General features: G+C 71.1%; 5 protein-coding genes. All 5 read left to right on the top strand.

Going from position 1 to position 20253, the window contains the following annotated elements; translation table 11 throughout:
- Position 1 precedes the first annotated feature (1 nt).
- Complete coding sequence (locus ACJ8AN_RS01525) at positions 2-5569, top strand: SDR family NAD(P)-dependent oxidoreductase (RefSeq protein ID WP_407753388.1); 5568 nt, start codon at positions 2-4, stop codon at positions 5567-5569.
- Positions 5570-5572: 3 nt separating this feature from the next.
- Positions 5573-6964 (top strand): acyltransferase domain-containing protein, encoded by a 1392-nt coding sequence (locus ACJ8AN_RS01520; RefSeq protein ID WP_407753387.1) that lies wholly within the window; start codon positions 5573-5575, stop codon positions 6962-6964.
- Complete coding sequence (locus tag ACJ8AN_RS01515) at positions 6961-8388, top strand: MFS transporter (protein ID WP_407753386.1); 1428 nt, start codon at positions 6961-6963, stop codon at positions 8386-8388. Before ACJ8AN_RS01520 ends, ACJ8AN_RS01515 begins: the two co-directional genes overlap by 4 nt.
- On the top strand, positions 8385-10826 hold the full coding sequence (locus ACJ8AN_RS01510) for a penicillin acylase family protein (protein WP_407753385.1): 2442 nt from the start codon (positions 8385-8387) through the stop codon (positions 10824-10826). Before ACJ8AN_RS01515 ends, ACJ8AN_RS01510 begins: the two co-directional genes overlap by 4 nt.
- A gap of 143 nt (positions 10827-10969) precedes the next feature.
- Positions 10970-20253: amino acid adenylation domain-containing protein (locus tag ACJ8AN_RS01505; RefSeq protein ID WP_407753384.1), on the top strand; the 9284-nt coding region annotated here is incomplete at its 3' end.

The following is a 20253-nucleotide window of genomic DNA, read 5'->3' as shown; positions in this document are numbered from 1 at the left end:
CATGCCTCCCGAGACCTTCATCGACGAGCAGGACATCGCCATCATCGGAATGACCGGCCGCTTCCCCGGCGCGAAAGACGTCGACGCGCTGTGGAAGAACGTGTGCAACGGCGTCGAGTCCATCCGCCCCGTGAGTGACGCCGAGCTGGAGAAGCTCGGGGTGGACAAGGCGCGGCGCGAGGATGCGCGCCACGTGAAGGCCGCCGCGGTGATGGACGGCACGGACCTGTTCGACGCGGGCTTCTTCGGCTACACGCCCCGCGAGGCGGAGCTGATGGATCCTCAGCACCGCGTCTTCCTGGAGTGCGCCTGGGAGGCGCTCGAGCACGCTGGCTACGCGCCGGACCGCTACCCCGGGGCCATCAGCGTGTACGCGGGCGCGTCCACGAACACGTACCTCATCTACAACATCGTGCCCAACGCGGACCGGCTCGGCGCGGTGGACCTGATGCAGTTGGACGTGAACAACGGCACGGACTTCCTGAGCACCCGCGTGGCCTACAAGCTCGACCTGCGCGGCCCGAGCTACTCGATGCTCAGCGGCTGCTCCACGTCGCTGGTGGCCACCCACGTGGCCTGCCAGAGCCTCCTCAACCAGGAGTGCGACATGGCGTTGGCCGGTGGCATCTCCATCCAGGTCAAGCACCCCGAGGGCTACACCTACGTCCCCGGCGGCGTCGGCTCTCCCGACGGCCACTGCCGCGCCTTCGACGCGAAGGCGGAGGGCACCGTCTTCGGTAGCGGCGTGGGCGTGGTGGTGCTCAAGCGGCTCGCGGATGCGCTGAAGGACGGCGACTTCATCCATGCCGTCATCAAGGGCTCGGCCATCAACAACGACGGCTCGCACAAGGTGGGCTTCACCGCCCCCAGCGTGGAGGGCCAGGCCGCCGTCATCGAGGAGGCGCTCGCCGCCGCCGGCGTGGAGCCCGAGTCCATCGGCTACATCGAGGCCCATGGCACCGGCACGAGCCTGGGAGACCCGATCGAGATCCGCGCCCTCACCAAGGCGTTCCGCTACAAGCCCGGCTCCCCGCGCGCGGCGAAGATGCGCTGCGCCGTGGGCGCGCTCAAGAGCAACATCGGCCACCTGTCCGGCGCCTCGGGCGTCGCCAGCCTCATCAAGGCCGTGATGGCCCTGGAGTACCAGAAGCTGCCGCCCAGCCTGCACTTCGAGAAGCCGAGCCCGGAGATCGACTTCGCCAACAGCCCCTTCTACGTGAACACCGCGCTGGAGGACTGGAAGGCGTCCGGGGGTGCGCCGCGCCGCGCGGGGGTGAGCTCGTTCGGCGTGGGCGGGACGAACGCCCACGTGGTGCTCCAGGAGGCGCCCGCCCGGGCGGCCTCGAGCGTGTCGCGGCCCGTGCAGCTGCTCGTGCTGTCGGCGAAGTCCGAGGCGGCGCTCGAGGCGGCCACGGACAACCTGGCGCGGCACCTCGAGGAGAACCCCGGGCTGAATCTGGCCGACGTGGCCCACACGCTCCAGGTGGGACGGCAGGCCATGGCCGTGCGCCGCGTGGTGCTGTGCCGTGAGCGCGACGAGGCCGTGCGCGCGCTGAAGACGCGGGATGCGCAGCGCGTGTGGACGGGCTCGCCCGGCGCGCAGGACCGGCCGGTGGCCTTCGTGTTCTCCGGCCAGGGCGCGCCGTCCCTGGACCTGGCGCGCGCGCTGTACGCCTCCGAGCCCGTCTTCCGCGAGCATCTGGACGCGTGCGCCACGCAGCTGCAGCCGCTGCTCGGGGTGGACGTGCGCCAGCTGCTCAACGCCGGGACGGCCCCGAGCGAGGCCCTCGCCGGGCCGGTGCGCTTCTGCCTCGAGTACGCCCAGGCGCAGCTGTGGATGTCCTGGGGGGTGAAGCCCAAGGCGCTGCTCGGTGGCGGCGCCGGGGAGTACGTGGCCGCGAGCCTCGCCGGAGTGCTCGAGCCGCGCGATGCGCTGACCCTCGTGGCCGGCCGCGGGCAGCCCACGGGCCTGAAGCTGAACGCGCCGAGGATTCCCCTCGTCTCCAGCGTCACCGGCACGTGGATGGAGGACTCCCAGGCCACCCGCGCCGAGTACTGGACCACGCTCCCGCGCCAGTCCGCGCGCTTCGAAGACGGGCGGAAGACGCTCGCGCAGAAGCCGCAGCAGGTGCAGCTCGAGGTGGGCTCGGGTGACACGCTCTCCACGTTGGGCCGGCTGTGGCTCGACGGCGTCTCCCCCGACTGGTCCGGCTTCTACGCCCGCGAGAAGCGCCTGCGCGTCCCGCTGCCCACCTACCCCTTCGAGCGCAAGCGCTACTGGCTCGACGCCCGCCCCGCGGGCACGGCGCCGCGCCCGGCCGCCTCCGCCGAGAAGAAGAGCGACATCGCCGATTGGTTCTACGTGCCCTCGTGGAAGCGCACGCCGCCGCGCGCCGCCCAGGGGGCGAAGGCTCCCGGCCGGGGCTGGCTGCTCTTCGCGGACGCGGGCGGTGTGGCCGAGGCGCTCGCGCCGAAGCTCGCCCAGACGGGCGCGCCCGTCATCCGCGTCATCGCCGGTGACGCGTTCGGCCGCCGCGCCGATGGCACCTATACGCTCAACCCCCGCAGGGGCGAGGACTACACCGCGCTGCTCCAGGCGCTCCAGACGCAGGGCCAGCCCTTCGACGGCGTGGTGCACCTGTGGGGCGTGACGGCCGAGCCCGTGTCGCTCGAGCGCGCGCTGGACACCGGCTTCTACAGCCAGCTCTTCCTCGCGCGGGCGCTGGGGACCCAGGGGCGCACGGAGCCGCTCGCGTGGTGGGTGGCGGCCAACGGCGCCTGCAAGGTGGAGAGCGCGGACGTGCCCTCGCCCGAGAAGGCGATGCTGCTCGGCCCGTGCCGCGTCGTGCCCCAGGAGTACCCGCACATCACCTGCCGCTTCGTGGACGTGGCGGCGAGGGGCCAGGGTGGCGCCGAGGCCGTGGCGGCCTGGCTGCTCACGGAGCTCCAGGCCGGTGCGTCCGACGCCGTCGTCGCCTGGCGCGGCCGTCAGCGCTGGGTGCAGACCTTCGAGCCGGTGCGCTTGGAGGCCCAGGCCGCCCCCGTGCGCACGCTGAAGGAGCAGGGCGTGTACCTCGTCACCGGGGGACTCACGGGGCTCGGCCACGCGCTGGCCGGTGAGCTGGCGCGTGCGTCGCGCGCGCGGCTGGTGCTCGTGGAGGGCCAGGAGCTCCCCGCCCGCGAGCAGTGGACGCAGTGGCTGTCCTCCAAGGGCGAGCAGGACGCCACGAGCCGGAAGATCAAGGCCGCCCAGGCGCTGGAGGCCGCGGGCGCCTCGGTGCTGGTGCTCGGCGCGGACCTGACGGACGAGGCGCGCATGCGCCAGGTGGTGGCCCGGACGGTGGAGCACTTCGGCCGGCTCGACGGCGTCATCCACGCCGCGGGAGCGCTGGGCCAGGGCTCCACGCTGGGCACCATCCAGGAGACGGACGCGAGCGCGTGCGCCTCGCACTTCGCGCCGCAGGTGCAGGGGCTGTGCGTCCTGCGCCAGGTGCTCCCGGCGGAGGGCCCCGCTTTCTGTCTGATCGTCTCGTCGCTGTCGTCCATCCTCGGCGGCTTCGGGCAGGTGGCGCACGCGGCGGCGGCGCAGTTCATGGACACCTTCGCCGAGCGCCAGAGCGAGGCGGGCTCCTTCCCGTGGATCAGCGTGGACTGGGACGCGATGCGCTTCGAGGAGAGCGCCAACCTGTCGGCGCTGAGCCCGGCGATCGCGCGCTACGCCCTGCAGCCGCAGGAGGGGCTCGAGGTCATCCGCCGCGTGCTCACCCAGGCCCCGGGCGGGCAGCTCGTCCTGTCCACGGGCGACCTGGAGGCCCGCCGCAACCAGGGCCCGCGCGAGTCCTCCACGTCCCCGGGTGACGCGAAGAAGAAGGCCGCGGCGGGCCACGCCCGGCCCGCGCTGGCCACCCGGTACGTGGAGCCGCGCACGGAGCTCGAGCGCAGCGTCGCCGCGGTGTGGCAGCAGGTGCTGGGCATCGGGAAGATCGGCGTCAACGACGACTTCTTCGAGCTGGGCGGCCACTCGCTGCTGGCCACGCAGCTGCGCAATCAGATCCACGCCGAGCTGAAGGTGGACCTGCCGCTGCGCGGCCTCTTCGAGACGCCCACCGTGGCGGCCACCGCCGCGAAGATCGAGCAGGAGCTGCGCAAGAGCGCGCAGGCCTCGGAGCAGCCCATCGCCGAGCGGCTGCGCTCCGCCTTCCCCACCGAGCGCCAGTCCCTCATGGAGGACTACCTGCGGCGGAAGATCGCCGCGGGGCTGCGCCTCACGGTGGAGCAGCTGCCCCTGGGCGGCTCGCTCGCGGGGCATGATTCGAAGATGCTGGGCGCGGAGCTGTCGTACAACCTGCTGCAGGACTTCAAGTTCCAGTTCTACGTGCACGAGGTCCAGGAGTTCCCCACCATCCCCGAGCTGGCCCGCTACCTGCTGTCGGAGATGGAGCGCCTGGCCAACCCGGTGAAGCAGGCCTCCGACAAGCCGCTGTCGGCCTGGCCGCTCAAGCCCTACCGCCCCCAGCGCGTGGAGGGGACGGCTCCGGCGAAGGGTCGGCGCAAGAACCCGCCCATGGTGTTCGTGCACTCGAGCCCCCGCGCCGGCTCCACGCTCTTCCGCGTCATGCTCGCCGGGCACCCGAAGCTCTTCTGCCCGCCCGAGGTCAACCTCCTCTTCTTCGAGAACATGAAGGAGTGGCGCGAGAACATCGGCTTCGGCAACGAGATGGAGTGGACCACGGGCGGCCTGCAGTGGGCCTTCATGGAGCTGCTGGGGCTGGACTCGGCGGCGGGCCAGGCGCTCATCGATCGCTTCGTGGCGGAGAACACCCCCGCCCAGGACATCTTCGCGAAGCTCCAGGAGCTGTCCGGCCCGCGGCTGCTGGTGGACAAGACGCCCTCGTACGCGCTGGATCCGGAGACGCTCTGGCGCTCGGAGGAGATGTTCGATCAGCCGAAGTACATCTTCCTCTACCGCCACCCGTACACGGTGATGGAGTCGCTGGTGCGCCTGCGCTTCAACCGGCTCTTCGGCCCCAGCCTCTTCGGTGACGGCAACGTGGATCCCCACGTGATGGCCGAGACCGTCTGGGCGCTGTGCAACCGCAACCTGCTCGACTTCACCTCCCGCGTGGACAAGGAGCGCGTGCACTGGGTGCAGTACGAGCAGCTCGTGAAGGATCCCACCGCGGTGATGACCCGGGTGTGCGACTTCCTCGGCCTGCCCTTCGACGAGCGCGTGGTCCAGCCGTACGACGGCAAGCGCGAGCGCATGATGGGTGGCCTGGGTGACCCCAACATCATGCAGCACAAGGGGATCGACAAGGGGCTCGGAGAGAGCTGGAAGAAGATCAAGTGGCCGCGTCCGCTCGATCCCACCACGCTGGAGATCGTCGCCCGGCTCGGCTACGAGGTGGAGCAGTCGGCCGCCGCCGTGAAGCCCGCCGCCGCCCCCGCCGCGAAGCCCGCTCCCACCAAGGAGGAGGCCGAGCGGTTGCTGGCGAACCTCGATCAGCTGTCGGACGAGCAGGTCGCGGAGCTGCTGGCCGTGCTGGAAGCCGACAAGGAGAATGCCTGACCCATGGCGTCGTCCGCGAATGACAAGCGTGCCCTGCTCGCGCAGCTGCTGCGTGAGAAGGCCCAGAAGGCGAAGCCGGCCTCCCCGTCCCTGCACGTGCTGACGCTGTCGGCGCGCGGCGAGGCCGAGCTCGACGAGGCCACCGCGCGGTTGGCCACGTACCTGGAGCACCACCCCGAGGTGGACGTCGCGGACGTGGCGTACACGCTGCGGACGGACCGGCGCACGGACGAGTACCGCCGCGCCGTGATCTGCCGGGATGTCGCCGACGCCCGGGCCGCGCTGAAGGATGAGACGCGCGTGCTCGACGGCTCGGGGACGAACACGCGGCGGCCGGTGGTGTTCCTGTGCTCGGGACAGGGCACGCAGCACGTGGGCATGGGCCGGACCCTGTACGAGTCCGCGCCCGTCTTCCGCGAGGCCATGGATGCGTGCGCGGACACGCTCGAGCCGCACCTCGGCCGGGACCTGCGCGAGATCATCTACCCCGCCCCGGGCCGCGAGGAAGAGGCCGAGGCGCTGATCAACCAGATCGAGTGGGCGCAGCCCGCGCAGTTCGCGGTGGAGTACGCGCTGGCGAAGTGGTGGATGGCGCTGGGCGTGGAGCCCGAGGCGATGATCGGCCACAGCCTGGGCGAGTACGTGGCCGCGTGCCTGGCGGGGGTGTTCCCGCTGGAGGACGCGCTGAGGCTGGTGTCGGTGCGCGGCAGGCTGATGCAGTCGCTGCCGCCGGGGGCGATGCTGTCGGTGAACCTGCCGGAGGCGGAGCTCACGCCGCTGCTGCCGCCCGGGGCCAACATTGGCGCGATGAACGGCCCGGCCCTGCAGATGGTGTCCGGGACGCGCGAGGCGGTGGCGGCCCTGGAGGAGCTGCTCGCCGGGCGCGGAGTGGAGACGCGCCGGCTGTTCGTCTCGCACGCCTCGCACTCGGCGATGATGGATCCGGTGCTGGAGACGTTCACCCAGGAGGTGTCGCGCCTGCGCCTGTCCCCGCCGAAGCTGTCCTACGTGTCCACGCTGACGGGCACCTGGGTGACGGCCGAGCAGGCCACGGACCCCAAGGCCTGGACGAGGCACCTGCGCCAGCCGGTGCGCTTCGCCGAGGGCGCCACGGTGCTGCTGCGCGACCCGGAGCGCGTCTTCCTGGAGGTGGGCCCGGGCAACGCCCTGGGGACGCTGATGCGCGGCAACGCACCGGCCGGTGTCCCCCCCACGGTGCTCACGTCGCTGCCCCGGCCCAAGGAGCCCCGGGACGCCGCCTGGCACGCCCTGGAGACCGCCGCGCGCCTGTGGCTGGCCGGCGCGAAGGTGGAGCTGTCGAAGCTGTACGGCCAGGAGCCGCGCCGCCGCGTGCAGCTCCCGGACTCCCTCTCCCCGGGGCAGGAGGCCTCATGAGCGCGCCCCAGTCCAACGCCGCCGGCAATCCTTTGCGCGCCTTCGGCGTCACCCTGGCCGGACAACTCCTGTCGCTGATCGGCTCGGGGCTGACGAGCTTCGCGCTCGGCATCGAGGTGTTCCGGCGCACCGGCTCCATCACCAAGCTGTCGCTGGTGACCTTCTTCTCCACCGTGCCGGCCCTGCTGCTGACGCCCGTCGCGGGCGTGCTGGTGGACCGGTGGAACCGCCGCACGGCCATCCTGCTGAGCGATCTGGGCGCGGGCGTCTGCACGCTGCTCATCTGGGCGCTGATCGCCGCGGGACAGGCGGGCCTCTGGCCCCTGGAGACGTGGCACTTCTACCTGCCGTTCGCGGTGAGCTCGTTCTTCACGGCGCTCCGCGCGCCGGCCCTGTCGGCGGCCACGGCGCAGCTCGTCCCCAAGCAGCATCTGGGCCGGGCCAATGGAATGATCGAGCTGGCCAACGGGGCCAGCCAGCTCGTCGCCCCCGTGCTGGCCGGAGCGCTGGTGCTGCATATCGGGCTGCAGGGCATCGTGCTGATCGACCTGGCGACCTTCGCCTTCGCCGTGGGGAGCCTGCTGCTCGTCCGCTTCCCTCCCCTGCCCCTCTCCGAGCAGACCGCGCGCCGCAACTCGCTGATGCAGGACATGGCCCTGGGCTGGAGCTTCATCCAGACGCGGCCGGCGTTGATGAGGCTGCTGCTGTACTCCATCCTCCCCAACCTGGTGCTCGGCCTGGTGGTGGTGCTGATCACCCCGCTGGTCCTGAGCTTCGGAGACGAGGCCACCCTGGGGTTGGTCCTGTCGCTCTCCGGGCTGGGCATGGTGGTGGGTGGCGTGGTGATGAGCATCTGGGGCGGCCCCAAGCGCCTGGTGCGGGGAATGTTCCTCATCCAGATCCTGGGAGGCCTCACGCTGTTCGGAGGAGCCCTGCCCGCCACCATGCTGGTCATCACGCTGTGCGCGGGGATGTACCTCTTCACCATGCCGCTCTCCATGGGCACCAGCCAGAGTCTCTGGCAGCGCAAGACGCCCCTGGGCGTGCAGGGGCGGGTCTTCGCCGTGCGGCGGATGCTCGCCCGGGCCTCGACACCGGTGGCCTCCCTGCTGGCGGGCCCGCTGGCGGACCGCGTCTTCGAGCCCTGGCTGGCGCCGGACGGCGCGCTCGCCGGGAGTGTCGGGCTCGTGGTGGGAACCGGCCGCGGCCGGGGCATCGGCTTCCTGTTCGTCGTGATGGGGGTGGTCGTGATGCTCAACACGTTCATCACCTGGCTGTCCCCGCGCGTGCGCCACGCGGAGGAGGAGCTGCCAGACGCCCTCCCGGACGCCGCGCCCAACAACGTCACCCAGCTGCCCGCGACCCCCGCCAACACCGGGGACGCGCCGGCGCTCGCCCCTGTTTCTGGAGGCTCGAAGTCATGAAGAAGCTGCAACGGTTCAAGCAGTTGATGAGGCTCCTGCCCCCGCTGCTGGCCGCCGCGACTCCTGGCGTGGGCCCCCGGCTGGCCCGTGGCCGCTGGCCGCGCACCCAGGGGAAGCTCTCGGCTCCGGGCCTCGAGGGGCCCGTGGAGCTCATCCGCGACACGTGGGGCGTGCCCCACATCTTCGCCAAGAACGAGCGCGACCTGTTCTTCGCCCAGGGCTACGTGCAGGCTCAGGACCGGCTCTGGCAGATGGAGCTGAGCCGCCAGATCTCCAATGGCACGCTGGCGACCATGCTGGGTCCCAACGGGGTGCCGGTGGATCGCTTCCTGCGCACCCTGGGCCTGCGCCGGGCCGCCGAGCGCGGCTGGAGCCAGGTGACGGGCGAGGCGCGCGCCTTCGCGGAAGCCTTCTGCGCGGGCGTGAACGCGCGCATGAAGGCCGAGCCGCTGCCGCTCGAGTGCTCCATCTTCGGCGTCACCCCGGAGCCCTGGACGCCCGTGGACACGCTGACGCGCGGCAACATGCTGGCGTACGCGCTGGGCGGCAACCACCGGCTGGAGCTGTTCCGGGCCCAGCTGCTGGCGGAGGTGGGCGAGGAGCTCACCGCGATGATCCTCCCCTCGCACGGTCCGCAGTCGCCGCTCATCGTGCCGCCCGAGTCCATGAACCTCCGGGGCCTGGCCGGCGTGACGAAGCTGGAGGGCCTGGACGCGGTGGACGGGGTGATGGGCGACCCGAACATCGTCTCGGGCAGCAACAACTGGGTGGTGCACGGCCAGCGCACGGCGAGCGGCAAGCCGCTGCTGTGCAATGACGTGCACATCGGCCTGACGCTCCCCTCCACGTGGTACGAGACCGGCCTGCACGGCGGCCGGTTCGACGTGGTGGGCTTCACGCTGCCGGGCGTGCCCATGGTGCTCATCGGCCACAACGGGCGCGTGGCCTGGGGCATGAGCAACCTGGGCCCCGACACCCAGGACTTCTACCTCGAGAAGCTGGACGATCCGAAGGCCCCCAAGCGCTACGAGTTCAAGGGCGAGTGGCACGACCTGGAAGTCATCCGCGAGGAGATCACCGTCCGGGACAGCGCGCCGGTGCCGTTCGAGGTGCGCCTCACCCGGCACGGCCCCCTCATGAATGGGGTGCTGGGCAACCAGGTGAAGCCCGACTCCGCGCCCCTGTCGATGCGCTGGGCGCTGCACGACAGCGCGCCGCTGATGCAGACGCTGGTGGGGATGAACCTGGCGGGCTCGTGCAAGGAGTTCCGCGCGGCGCTCGAGCAGTGGGAGAGCCCGGGCCAGAACTTCGTGTTCGCGGACGCCGAGGGGAACATCGGCTACCAGGCCACGGGGAAGATTCCCATTCGCGCCGCGGCGCACCAGGGAACGGTGCCGGTGCCGGGCTGGACCGGGGAGTACGAGTGGCAGGGCTGGATTCCCTTCCAGGATCTCCCGGCCACGCTCAACCCGCCCGCGGGCTTCGTGGCCACGGCCAACAACAAGGTCACCGCGGACGACTACCCCTACGTGCTCGCGACCAACTGGTTCCCGGGCTACCGGGCCCGGCGCATCACGGATCTGCTGGCGGCGGGCACGAAGCACACCGTCGAGGACATGCGCCGCATCCAGTCCGAGACGTACTCGCTGCCCGCCGAGGCCCTGCGGCCCCACCTGCTGGCGGCGGCGAAGCCGGCGGATGCGCTGGAGACGAAGGCGCTCGAGGAGCTGAAGTCGTGGGACCTGCGCTACGAGACGGACCGCATCGGCGCGACGGTGTTCCAGACCTGGTACATCACCGTGCTGCGCAACCTGCTGAGCAACAAGCTGAGCAAGGAGATGGTGGAGCGCTACCTGGCGAGCGAGTACGAGCGCCACGGCAGCATGCACATGCCCTGGGTGATCGGCCTGATGGAGACGCCCGAGCACGAGTGGTTCTCCGACGCGAAGAAGCCCCAGAAGGAGACGCGGGACGACCTCCTGCGCCGCAGCTTCGGCGAGGCCGTGAAGTGGCTGAGCGCGAAGTACGGGCCGGACGTGGCCGGCTGGCAGTGGGGCCGGGTGCACACGCTGACCTTCATCAACGGCCCGCTGGGGAGGCTCGGCCCGGCGTTCGTCCGGCGCGTCTTCAACAGCCCGACGCTGCCCGCGCGCGGTGACAACTACACGGTGGACGGCGCTTCCTTCCTCTGGAACAAGCCGTACGACGTGGTGCACGGCACGGCGCTGCGGATGATCATCGACCTGAGCGACTTCTCGAAGTCGATGGGCGTCCACACCCCGGGCCAGAGCGAGCACCTGTACCACCCGCACCGGTTGGATTTGATGGAGCTGAGCCGGAAGGTGGAGTTCCACCCGCTGCTGTTCACGCGGCAGCAGGTGGAGGCCCACGCCAAGGACACCCTGACGCTCCAGCCCACCAGCGCGCTCGCGAAGTAGGACCGACCTCGAGCCGCCGCCGCTCCAAGGCCCCCTCGTCGGAGGGGGCTGAGAAGCTATTCGTGAATTCGAAGCCACTCTCGGAGGAGCAAGCCCCCGCGCCACGCGCGACCCTCCCCTCCGAGAAGGAGAACGTCTGAATCATGGCCCCCCCGTCCAACGACAAGCGCGCCCTGCTGGCACAACTGCTTCGCGACAAGACCCAGAAGGCGAAGCAGGCGCCCATGTCCTTCGCGCAGGAGCGCATGTGGTTCCTCTACCAGTGGAACCCCACCAGCGCGGCCTTCAACATGCCGGGCGCCGTCCGGATGTCGGGTGAGGTCGACACGGAGGCGCTGCGGAAGGCCCTGCAGGAGCTCGCGCGCCGCCACGAGACGCTGCGCACCACCTTCTCGGAGCAGGACGGGCGCCTGATCCAGACCGTCGCGCCCACGCTGGAGCTGCCCCTGGCCCTGGTGGACCTGCGGGACGTGCCGGAGGCGCAGCGCGAGCAGCGGGTCCGCGAGCACATCACCGCCGAGGCGACGCGGCCCTTCGACCTGACCCGGGGCCCCCTGCTGCGCGCCGGGCTGCTGCGGCTGGCCGAGCGCGAGCACGTGCTGGTGCTGTGCCTGCATCACATCATCGGGGATGGCTGGTCCCAGGGCGTGTTCATCCACGAGATGGCGACGCTCTACGCGGCCTTCGTGCGGGGAGAGCCCTCGCCGCTGAAGCCCCTGCCCCTGCAGTACGCGGAGTTCTCCTCCTGGCAGCGCGAGTGGCTCCAGGGTGACAGGTTCGAGACGCAACTCTCCTGGTGGCGCGAGCAGTTGGATGCCAACGCCGTCCTGGAGCTGCCGACGGATCGGCCCCGTCCCGCGGCGCTCAGCCCCTCCGGCGCGCGCCAGAAGGTGGTGCTGCCGCCCGCGCTCTCCCAGGCGCTCAAGGCGCTGAGCCAGCACGAGGGCAAGACGCTCTTCGTCACCCTCCTGTCCGCCTTCAACGTTCTCCTCCACCGCTACAGCGGGCAGGAGGACATCGTGGTGGGCACGCCCATCGCCGGCCGCACCCGCTCGGAGCTCGAGGGGATGATCGGCCTGTTCATCAACACGCTGGCGCTGCGCACGCCGCTGTCGGGCGCGCTCCGGTTCCGCGAGCTGATGGGCCAGGTGCACCAGACGACGGTGGAGGCCTTCGCCCACCAGGAGGTGCCCTTCGAGCGGCTGGTGGACGCGCTCAAGCCCGAGCGCCGGCTGAGCCACAGCCCGCTGTTCCAGGTGATGTTCATCCTGCAGAACGCCCCCATGCCCCCGCTGCAGGCGCCGGGCCTGGTGATGGAGTACCAGCAGCCGGAGACGGGGACGGCGAAGATCGACCTGACGCTCATCGCCGCCGAGCTGCCGGAGGGCCTGCGGCTCGTGGTCGAGTACAGCACGGACCTCTTCGATGCCGCGACCATGTCCCGGCTGCTGGAGCACTACCAGACGCTGCTGGCCGGCATCGTGGCGAACCCCGAGTCGCCCATCGCCCACCTGCCGCTGCTCCCCGAGCCGGAGCGGCGCACCGTGCTCGCCGAGGGCAACGGGCCCGCGGTCCAGTACCCGCGCGAGGCCTGCGTTCACGAGCTCATCCAGGCCCAGGTGGAGCGCACGCCCGAGGCCGTCGCGCTCGTCAACGGCACCCACTCGCTCACCTACGCGGAGCTGAATACCCGCGCCAACCAGCTCGCCCACGCCTTGCGCGAGCGCGGCGTGGGGCCCGACAGCCCCGTGGGCGTCTGCACCACGCGCTCGCTGGACATGGTGGTGGCCCTGCTCGGCATCCACAAGGCCGGCGGCGCCTACGTGCCGCTCGACCCCGCCTACCCGCGCGAGCGCCTGGAGTACATGCTGCGCGACTCGGGCGCACGCGTGCTCGTCACCCAGTCCCACGTGGACGCTCCGCTCCAGCCCGGCGACTCCGTCACGCGCCTGGACGTGGACACGCTGGCCCCGGCGCCCGAGGGGGCGAGCAACCCCTCCGCCCGGGCCGCGTCCGACAACGTGGCATACGTCATCTACACCTCGGGCAGCACCGGCCGGCCCAAGGGCGTGCAGGTGCCCCACCGCACCGTGGCCAACTTCTTCACCGCCATGGACGCGGCCCTGGAGAGGCCCGAGCGCGGCGTGTGGCTGGCCGTCACCAGCATCTCCTTCGACATCTCCGTGCTGGAGCTGCTCTGGACACTCTCGCGCGGCTTCACCGTGGTGGTGCAGTCCGACACCCTGGGCACCAACTGGCTACCCGAAGCCGTACGCCAGCACGCCGTCACCCACCTGCAGTGCACGCCCTCCATGGCCCGGGCCCTGCTGCTCGACGCCCCCTCCAGCGAGGCCCTGCGCTCCCTGAAGCAGATGCTCGTGGGCGGCGAAGCCATGTCCACCGAGCTGGCGCGCGAGCTGCGTCAGCGCGTGCCCTCGCTGCTCAACATGTACGGGCCCACCGAGACCACCGTCTGGTCCTCCACCCACCCCGTGCCCGCCGGGCACGAGGGCCCCGTCCCCCTGGGCACGCCCATCGTCAACACGCAGCTGCACGTGCTGGATGAGCAGATGCAGCCGGTGCTCCTGGGCGTCGCTGGCGAGCTCTACATCGGCGGCGACGGCGTGGTGCGTGGCTACCTCGGCCGCCCCGAGCTCACCGCCGAGCGCTTCGTGCCCGACCCCTTCAGCACCACGCCCGGTGCCCGGCTCTACCGCACGGGAGACCGGGTGCGCCGCCGCTCCGATGGTGCCCTGGACTTCCTGGGCCGCATCGACTTCCAGGTGAAGGTGCGCGGCTTCCGCATCGAGCTGGGTGAAATCGAGAGCGCACTCGACAAGCACCCGGGCGTGCGTCAGTCCGTCGTCCTCGCCCGCGAGAGCAAGTCCGGCGACCCGCGGCTGGTGGCCTACCTCACGTCCTCGGGACAGCAGGCGCCCACCCCGGCCGAGCTGCGTACATTCCTCAAGCAGCACCTGCCCGAGTACATGGTGCCCTCCGCCTTCATGGTGCTCGAGCAGCTGCCGCTCACGCCCAACGGCAAGGTCAACCGCAAGGCCCTCCCCGCCCCCGAGGCCCCCACCGACTCCGCCGCATACATCGCCCCGCGCACCCCCACCGAGGAGAAGCTCGCCGCCCTCTGGGCCGAGGTGTTGTCGGTGCCGCGCGTCGGCGCCGAGGACAATTTCTTCGAGCTGGGCGGCCACTCGCTGCTGGCCATGCGCGCCCTGTCGCGCCTGCGCGCCACCCTCCAGGTGGAGCTGTCCGTCCGCGCCCTCTTCGAGGCTCCCACCCTCTCCGCGTTCGCACTCAAGGTCGACGAGAGCCTCAAGCAGGCCCGGGAGGGATCGCGGCCTCCGCCGGTGCGGCCCATGCCGCGCACGGGCGACATCCCGCTGGCCTTCGCCCAGCAGCGGCTGTGGTTCCTCGACCAGCTCGAGCCCGGTAACCCCGTCTACAACACCCCCGTCGCGCTGAGGCTCTCGGGCCCGGTGGACCCCGAGGCGCTGCGACGCGCCTTCGAGGAGCTCGTGCGCCGTCACGAGTCCCTGCGCACCACCTACTCCTCTCGGGATGGCCAGCCCCTCCAGGTCATCTCGCCCTCGCTCTCCCTCCCGCTCGAGTTGCTGGATGTGCGGGACACTCCCGCTTCCGCGCGCGAGGCCCGGGCCAAGGAGCTGATACGCCAGGAGATCCTCCGTCCCTTCGAGCTGGCCCGTGGTCCGCTCCTGAGGGCCACGCTGCTGCGTCTGGACTCCAATGACCACGTGCTGCTGCTGGTCATCCACCACATCATTTCCGATGGCTGGTCCATGGGCGTGCTCGTGCGCGACATGGCCGCGCTCTACTCCGCCATCGCCGCTGGCCAGCAGCCGTCCCTGCCGCCCCTGCCCATCCAGTACGCCGACTTCGCCCTCTGGCAGCACAAGTGGCTGCAGGGCGAGGTGCTCGACTCGCAACTGCGTTACTGGAAGCAGCAGCTCTCCGGAGCGCCCGCGCACCTGGAGCTGCCCACCGACAAGCCGCGCCCCGCCGTGCAGTCCTTCCGGGGTGACACCCTGCCCGTGGCCATTCCCCGGGAGCTCTCCGAGTCCATCAAGACGCTCTCCAAGCGCCTGGGCGTCACGCCCTTCATGACGCTGCTGGCGGGCCTCCAGGTGGTGCTGCACCGCTACACCGGACAGGACGACATCTCGGTGGGCACGTCCATCGCCGGCCGCCGTGGCACGGAGCTGGAAGGCCTCGTCGGCTTCCTCATCAACACGCTCGTCCTGCGCTCACGCCTCTCCTCCAAGGCCTCCTTCCGCGAGCTGCTGCTCCAGGTGCGCGACACCACGCTCGCCGCCCACGAGCACCAGGACGTCCCCTTCGAGAAGCTCGTCGAGCACCTCCAGCCCCAGCGCGACCTCAGCCGCACGCCCTTGTTCCAGGTGATGTTCATCCTGCACAACGCGCCGACCGAGACGATGACGCTGCCGGGCGGCCTCACCCTGCGCCCGCTGGAGCTGACGAACAGCGTCTCCAAGTTCGACTGGATGCTGTCGCTCGGCGACACGTCTGGCGGCTTCACGGGAGGCCTGGAGTACAGCACCGATCTCTTCGAGCGCGACACCATGGCGCGGGCCATGGAGCACCTGCGGGTGGTGCTCGAGGCCGCTGTCGCCCAGCCGGAGACCCCGCTCTCCGAGTTGCCCCTGCTCACGCGGGCCGAGAAGCACCAGCTCCTCACCGGCTTCAACGGCCCCAGAGCGGACTACCCGCGCGACGTGTGCCTCCACCAGCTCATCCAGGCTCAGGTGGAACGCACCCCCGACGCCCTGGCCCTCACCTTCGAGGGCCAGTCGCTCACCTACCGGGAGCTCGACTCGCGCGCCAACCAGCTCGCCTGGCACCTGCGCTCGCTGGGCGTTGGCCCCGAGTCCCGCGTCGGACTGTGCCTGGAGCGCTCCCCGGAGATGGTCGTCGCCCTGCTGGCCACCCTCAAGGCCGGTGGTGCCTACGTGCCGCTCGACCCCGCCTACCCCCAGGAGCGCCTGGGCTGGATGCTCGAGGACGCCAGCCCCACCGTGCTCCTGGTGCAGGAGCGGCTCCTCTCGCGTCTGCCCGCTCAAGGCGCCCACGTCGTGTGTCTGGATTCCGGCTGGGATGAGATTGCCTCGCGGCCGAGCCACACGCCGCCGCTCCAGTCCACGGCCAACGGCCTCGCCTACATCATCTTCACCTCCGGCAGCACCGGCCGCCCCAAGGGCGCCATGAACGAGCACCACCCCGTGGTGAATCGTCTGCTGTGGATGCAGGAGGAGTACAAGCTGGAGGCGCGGGACGTCGTCCTGCAGAAGACGCCCTTCAGCTTCGACGTCTCCGTCTGGGAGTTCTTCTGGCCTCTCATGCAGGGCGCGCGGCTGGTGCTCGCGAAGCCCGGCGGACACCAGGACCCCAACTACCTGGCCAATCTCATCGCCCAGGAGCGCGTCACCACCCTGCACTTCGTCCCCTCCATGTTGAAGGTCTTCCTGGAGGAGCCGAACCTCGAGCAGCGGTGCGTCTCCCTGCGGCGCGTGGTGTGCAGCGGCGAGGCCCTGCCCGTGGAGTTCCAGGACCAGTGCCTGCAACGGCTACCCCACGCCGAGCTGCACAACCTCTACGGCCCCACCGAGGCCGCCGTCGACGTCACCTACTACGCGTGCAAGCCCGGCCAGTCCCTTCGCTCCGTCCCCATTGGCCGCCCGGTCGCCAACACCCAGATTCACATCTTGGACGCGCGCCTCCAGCCCGTGCCCGTGGGCGTGCACGGCGAGCTCTACATCGGTGGCGTGCAGGTAGGCCGCGGCTACCGGGCCCGTCCCCACCTCACCGCCGAGCGCTTCATCCCCGACCCGTTCAGCTCCACCCCGGGCGCGCGCATGTACCGCACCGGCGACGTGGCCCGCTGGCTGCCCGACGGCAACATCGAATACATGGGCCGCGCCGACTTCCAGGTGAAGATTCGCGGCCTGCGCATCGAGCTGGGTGAAATCGAAGCGCACCTGGCCCAGCACCCCGCGGTGCGCCAGGTGGTGGTGGTGGCTCGCGAGGACCGGCCCGGCGACAAGCGCCTGGTCGCCTACGTCGTGGCCCCGCCCGAGCAGGCCTCCGCCGCCGAGCTGCGCTCCTTCCTCCAGCCGCGTCTGCCCGAGCACATGGTGCCCTCGGCCTTCGTGTGCCTGGAGCAGTTGCCCCTCAGCCCCAACGGCAAGCTCGAGCGCCGCGCCCTCCCAGCGCCCGAGGCCACCACCTCCGCCGCCGGGTACATCGCCCCGCGCACCCCCACCGAGGAGAAGCTCGCCGCCATCTGGGCCAAGGTGCTCTCGGTGCCCCGCGTCGGCGCCGAGGACCACTTCTTCGAGCTGGGCGGCCACTCGCTGCTGGCCACCCAGGTCATCTCCCGCCTGCGCTCCACCTTCCAGGTGGAGCTGCCCGTGCGCGCCTTCTTCGAGGCCACCACCCTCTCCGCGCTCGCGCGCAAGGTCGACGAGGCCCTCGCGCGGCAGGCCCGGAACGGACCCCAGACGCCCGCGCTCAGGCCCGTGCCGCGCACGGGGGACCTGCCGCTGTCCTTCTCCCAGCAACGGCTGTGGTTCCTCGATCAGCTCGAGCCCGGCAGCTCCGTCTACAACATGCCCGTGGCCTTGCGGTTCTCGGGCAAGGCGGACCCCGAGGCACTGCGGCGAGCCCTCGATGAGCTCGTGCGCCGTCACGAGTCCCTGCGCACCCTCTTCACCTCCCGCAACGGCGAGCCCGCGCAGCTCATCCTGCCCTCGCTCACCCTTCCGCTCGAGGTGGTGGACCTCCAGGACGTGCCCGCCGCCGAGCGTGAGGCCCGGGCCCAGGAGCTGGCCCGTCAGGAGGCGCAGCGCCCCTTCGACCTGGCGCGGGGTCCGCTCCTGCGTGCCGCCCTGCTGCGCCTGGGCGCGGAGGACCATGTGCTGCTCGTCACCCTGCACCACATCGTCTCCGACGGTTGGTCCATGGGTGTGCTCGTGCGCGAGGTGGCTTCGCTCTATGCCGCCTTCGCCGCGGGTCAGCAGCCGTCCCTGCCGCCCCTGCCCATCCAGTACGCGGACTTCGCCGTCTGGCAGCGCGAGTGGCTCCAGGGCGAGGTGCTCGATTCGCAGCTGGGCTACTGGAAACAGCAGCTCTCCGGCGCGGCGCACCTGGAGCTGGCCACCGACAAGCCTCGTCCTCCCGTGCAGACATTCCGGGGTGACAGTCTGCCCGTCGTCCTCCCCAAGGAGCTCTCCGAGTCCCTCAAGGCCCTCTCCACGCGTCTGGGCGTCACGCCCTTCATGACGTTGTTGGCCGGCCTGCAGGTGCTGCTGCACCGCTACTCCGGACAGGATGACATCTCGGTGGGCTCGCCCATCGCCGGCCGCCGTGGCACCGAGCTCGAAAGCCTCATCGGCTTCTTCGTCAACACGCTCGTCCTGCGCTCGCGCTTCTCGCCCGACACGTCCTTCCGGGGCCTGCTCGAGCAGGTGCGCGACACCACCCTGGCCGCCTACGAGCACCAGGACGTCCCCTTCGAGAAGCTCGTCGAGCAGCTCCAGCCCCAGCGCGACCTCAGCCGCTCGCCCTTCTTCCAGGTGGCGTTCGTCCTGCAGAACGCTCCGGTCGAAGCGCTGCGCCTGCCGGACCTCACCCTGCGCCCGCTGCAGCAGTCGAGCACCACGGCCAAGTTCGAGTGGACGCTCTCGCTCACCGACATGCCGGGCGGCTTCACGGGAAGCCTCGAGTACAACACCGACCTCTTCGAGCCGGGCACCGTGGCCCGGGCCATGGAGCACCTGCGCATCCTGCTCGAGGGCGCTGTCGCCAACCCCGAGGCCCGGCTCTCCGAGCTGCCGCTGCTCTCCGAGGCCGAGCGGCGCAAGGTGTTGGTGGAGTGGAACGACACGCGCGTGGACTACCCGCGTGACTCCTCCATCCACGCGCTCTTCGAGGCCCAGGCCGCTCGCACGCCCGACGCCATCGCCGTCGAGTTCGAGGGCCAGTCGCTCACCTACCGCCAGCTCGACGCGCGCTCCAACCAGCTCGCCCACGCCCTGCTCCGCCTGGGCATGCGGCCCGGCCTCTGCGTCGCGTTGTGCGCCGAGCGCTCCCTGGAGATGGTGGTCTCCACCCTCGCCATCCTCAAGGCCGGCGGCGCCTACGTGCCGCTGGACCCGGCCTACCCGCGTGAGCGCCTGGACTTCATGCTCCGGGACGTGGGCGCCCCGCTGCTGCTGGCCCAGCGCCACCTCGCCGAGCGCCTGCCCTCGGGTGAGGCCCGGGTGGTGCTGCTCGACTCCGACTTCTCCCAGGAGGCCGAGACGTCTCCGGACGTCCACGTTCCTCCCGAGGCGCTCGCGTACGTCATGTACACGTCGGGCTCCACCGGCCGACCCAAGGGCGTGTGCATTCCGCACCGGGGCGTGGTCCGCCTCGTCATCGGCGCGCGCTACGCCGACCTCGGCCCCAGCGAGGTCATGCTGCAGCTGGCACCCATCTCCTTCGACGCCTCCACCTTCGAGCTGTGGGGCTGCCTGCTGCACGGCGGCAAGCTCGTCGTCCTCCCCCCCCACCCCCCCTCCCTCGAGGAGCTGGGTCAGGCCTTCAAGCAGCACCGCATCACCACGCAGTTCATCACCACCGCCCTCTTCGACCAGGTGGTGTCCACGCAGTTGGAGGCCCTCTCGCACGTGCGTCTGGTGCTCGCGGGAGGCGACACGCTCCCCCCCGAGCGCGTGAAGGCGCGGCTTGCTCACGGCGGCCTGTTCGCCAACGTTTACGGCCCCACCGAGAGCACCACCTTCGCCACCTGCAACATCCTCACGCGCCCGGAGCAGGTGGGCCACAACGTCTCCATCGGCCGCCCCATCTCCAACACCCAGGTGTACGTGCTCGACGCGCACCTGCGTCCCGCGCCCACCGGCGTGCCCGGCGAGCTGTACATCGGCGGCGACGGCCTGGCCTGGGGCTACCTCCACCGCCCGGAGCTCACCGCCGAGCGCTTCGTCCCCAACCCCTTCGCCCTCGTCCCGGGCGAGCGCCTCTACCGCACCGGTGACAAGGTGCGCTGGCTGGCCGACGGCACCCTCGAGTTCCTCGGCCGCCTCGACTCCCAGGTGAAGCTGCGCGGCTTCCGCATCGAGCTGGGCGAGGTGGAGTCCGCGCTCGACAAGTGCCCCGGCGTGCGCCAGTCCGCCGTCCTCGCTCGCGAGGACAGGCCCGGCGACAAGCGCCTGGTGGCCTATGTCGTGCCCTCGGCCCCGCAGGCCCCCACCTCGGCCGAGCTGCGCTCCTTCCTCAAGGAGCACCTGCCCGAGTACATGGTGCCGGCGGCGTACCTGCTGCTGGACCACCTGCCGCGCATGCCCAGCGGCAAGGTCAACCGCCGCGCCCTGCCGGT

Source organism: Archangium sp., from assembly GCF_045802675.1.
GTDB lineage: Bacteria > Myxococcota > Myxococcia > Myxococcales > Myxococcaceae > Archangium.
This window is presented reverse-complemented; position numbering and strand designations above follow the sequence as displayed.

What these genes read in the sequence shown, in the direction of transcription:
- ACJ8AN_RS01515 (WP_407753386.1), top strand. Translation starts at nt 6,961, where the DNA reads ATGAGCGCGCCCCAGTCCAACGCCGCCGGCAATCCTTTGCGCGCCTTC.
- ACJ8AN_RS01520 (WP_407753387.1), top strand. Translation starts at nt 5,573, where the DNA reads ATGGCGTCGTCCGCGAATGACAAGCGTGCCCTGCTCGCGCAGCTGCTG.
- ACJ8AN_RS01510 (WP_407753385.1), top strand. Translation starts at nt 8,385, where the DNA reads ATGAAGAAGCTGCAACGGTTCAAGCAGTTGATGAGGCTCCTGCCCCCG.
- ACJ8AN_RS01525 (WP_407753388.1), top strand. Translation starts at nt 2, where the DNA reads ATGCCTCCCGAGACCTTCATCGACGAGCAGGACATCGCCATCATCGGA.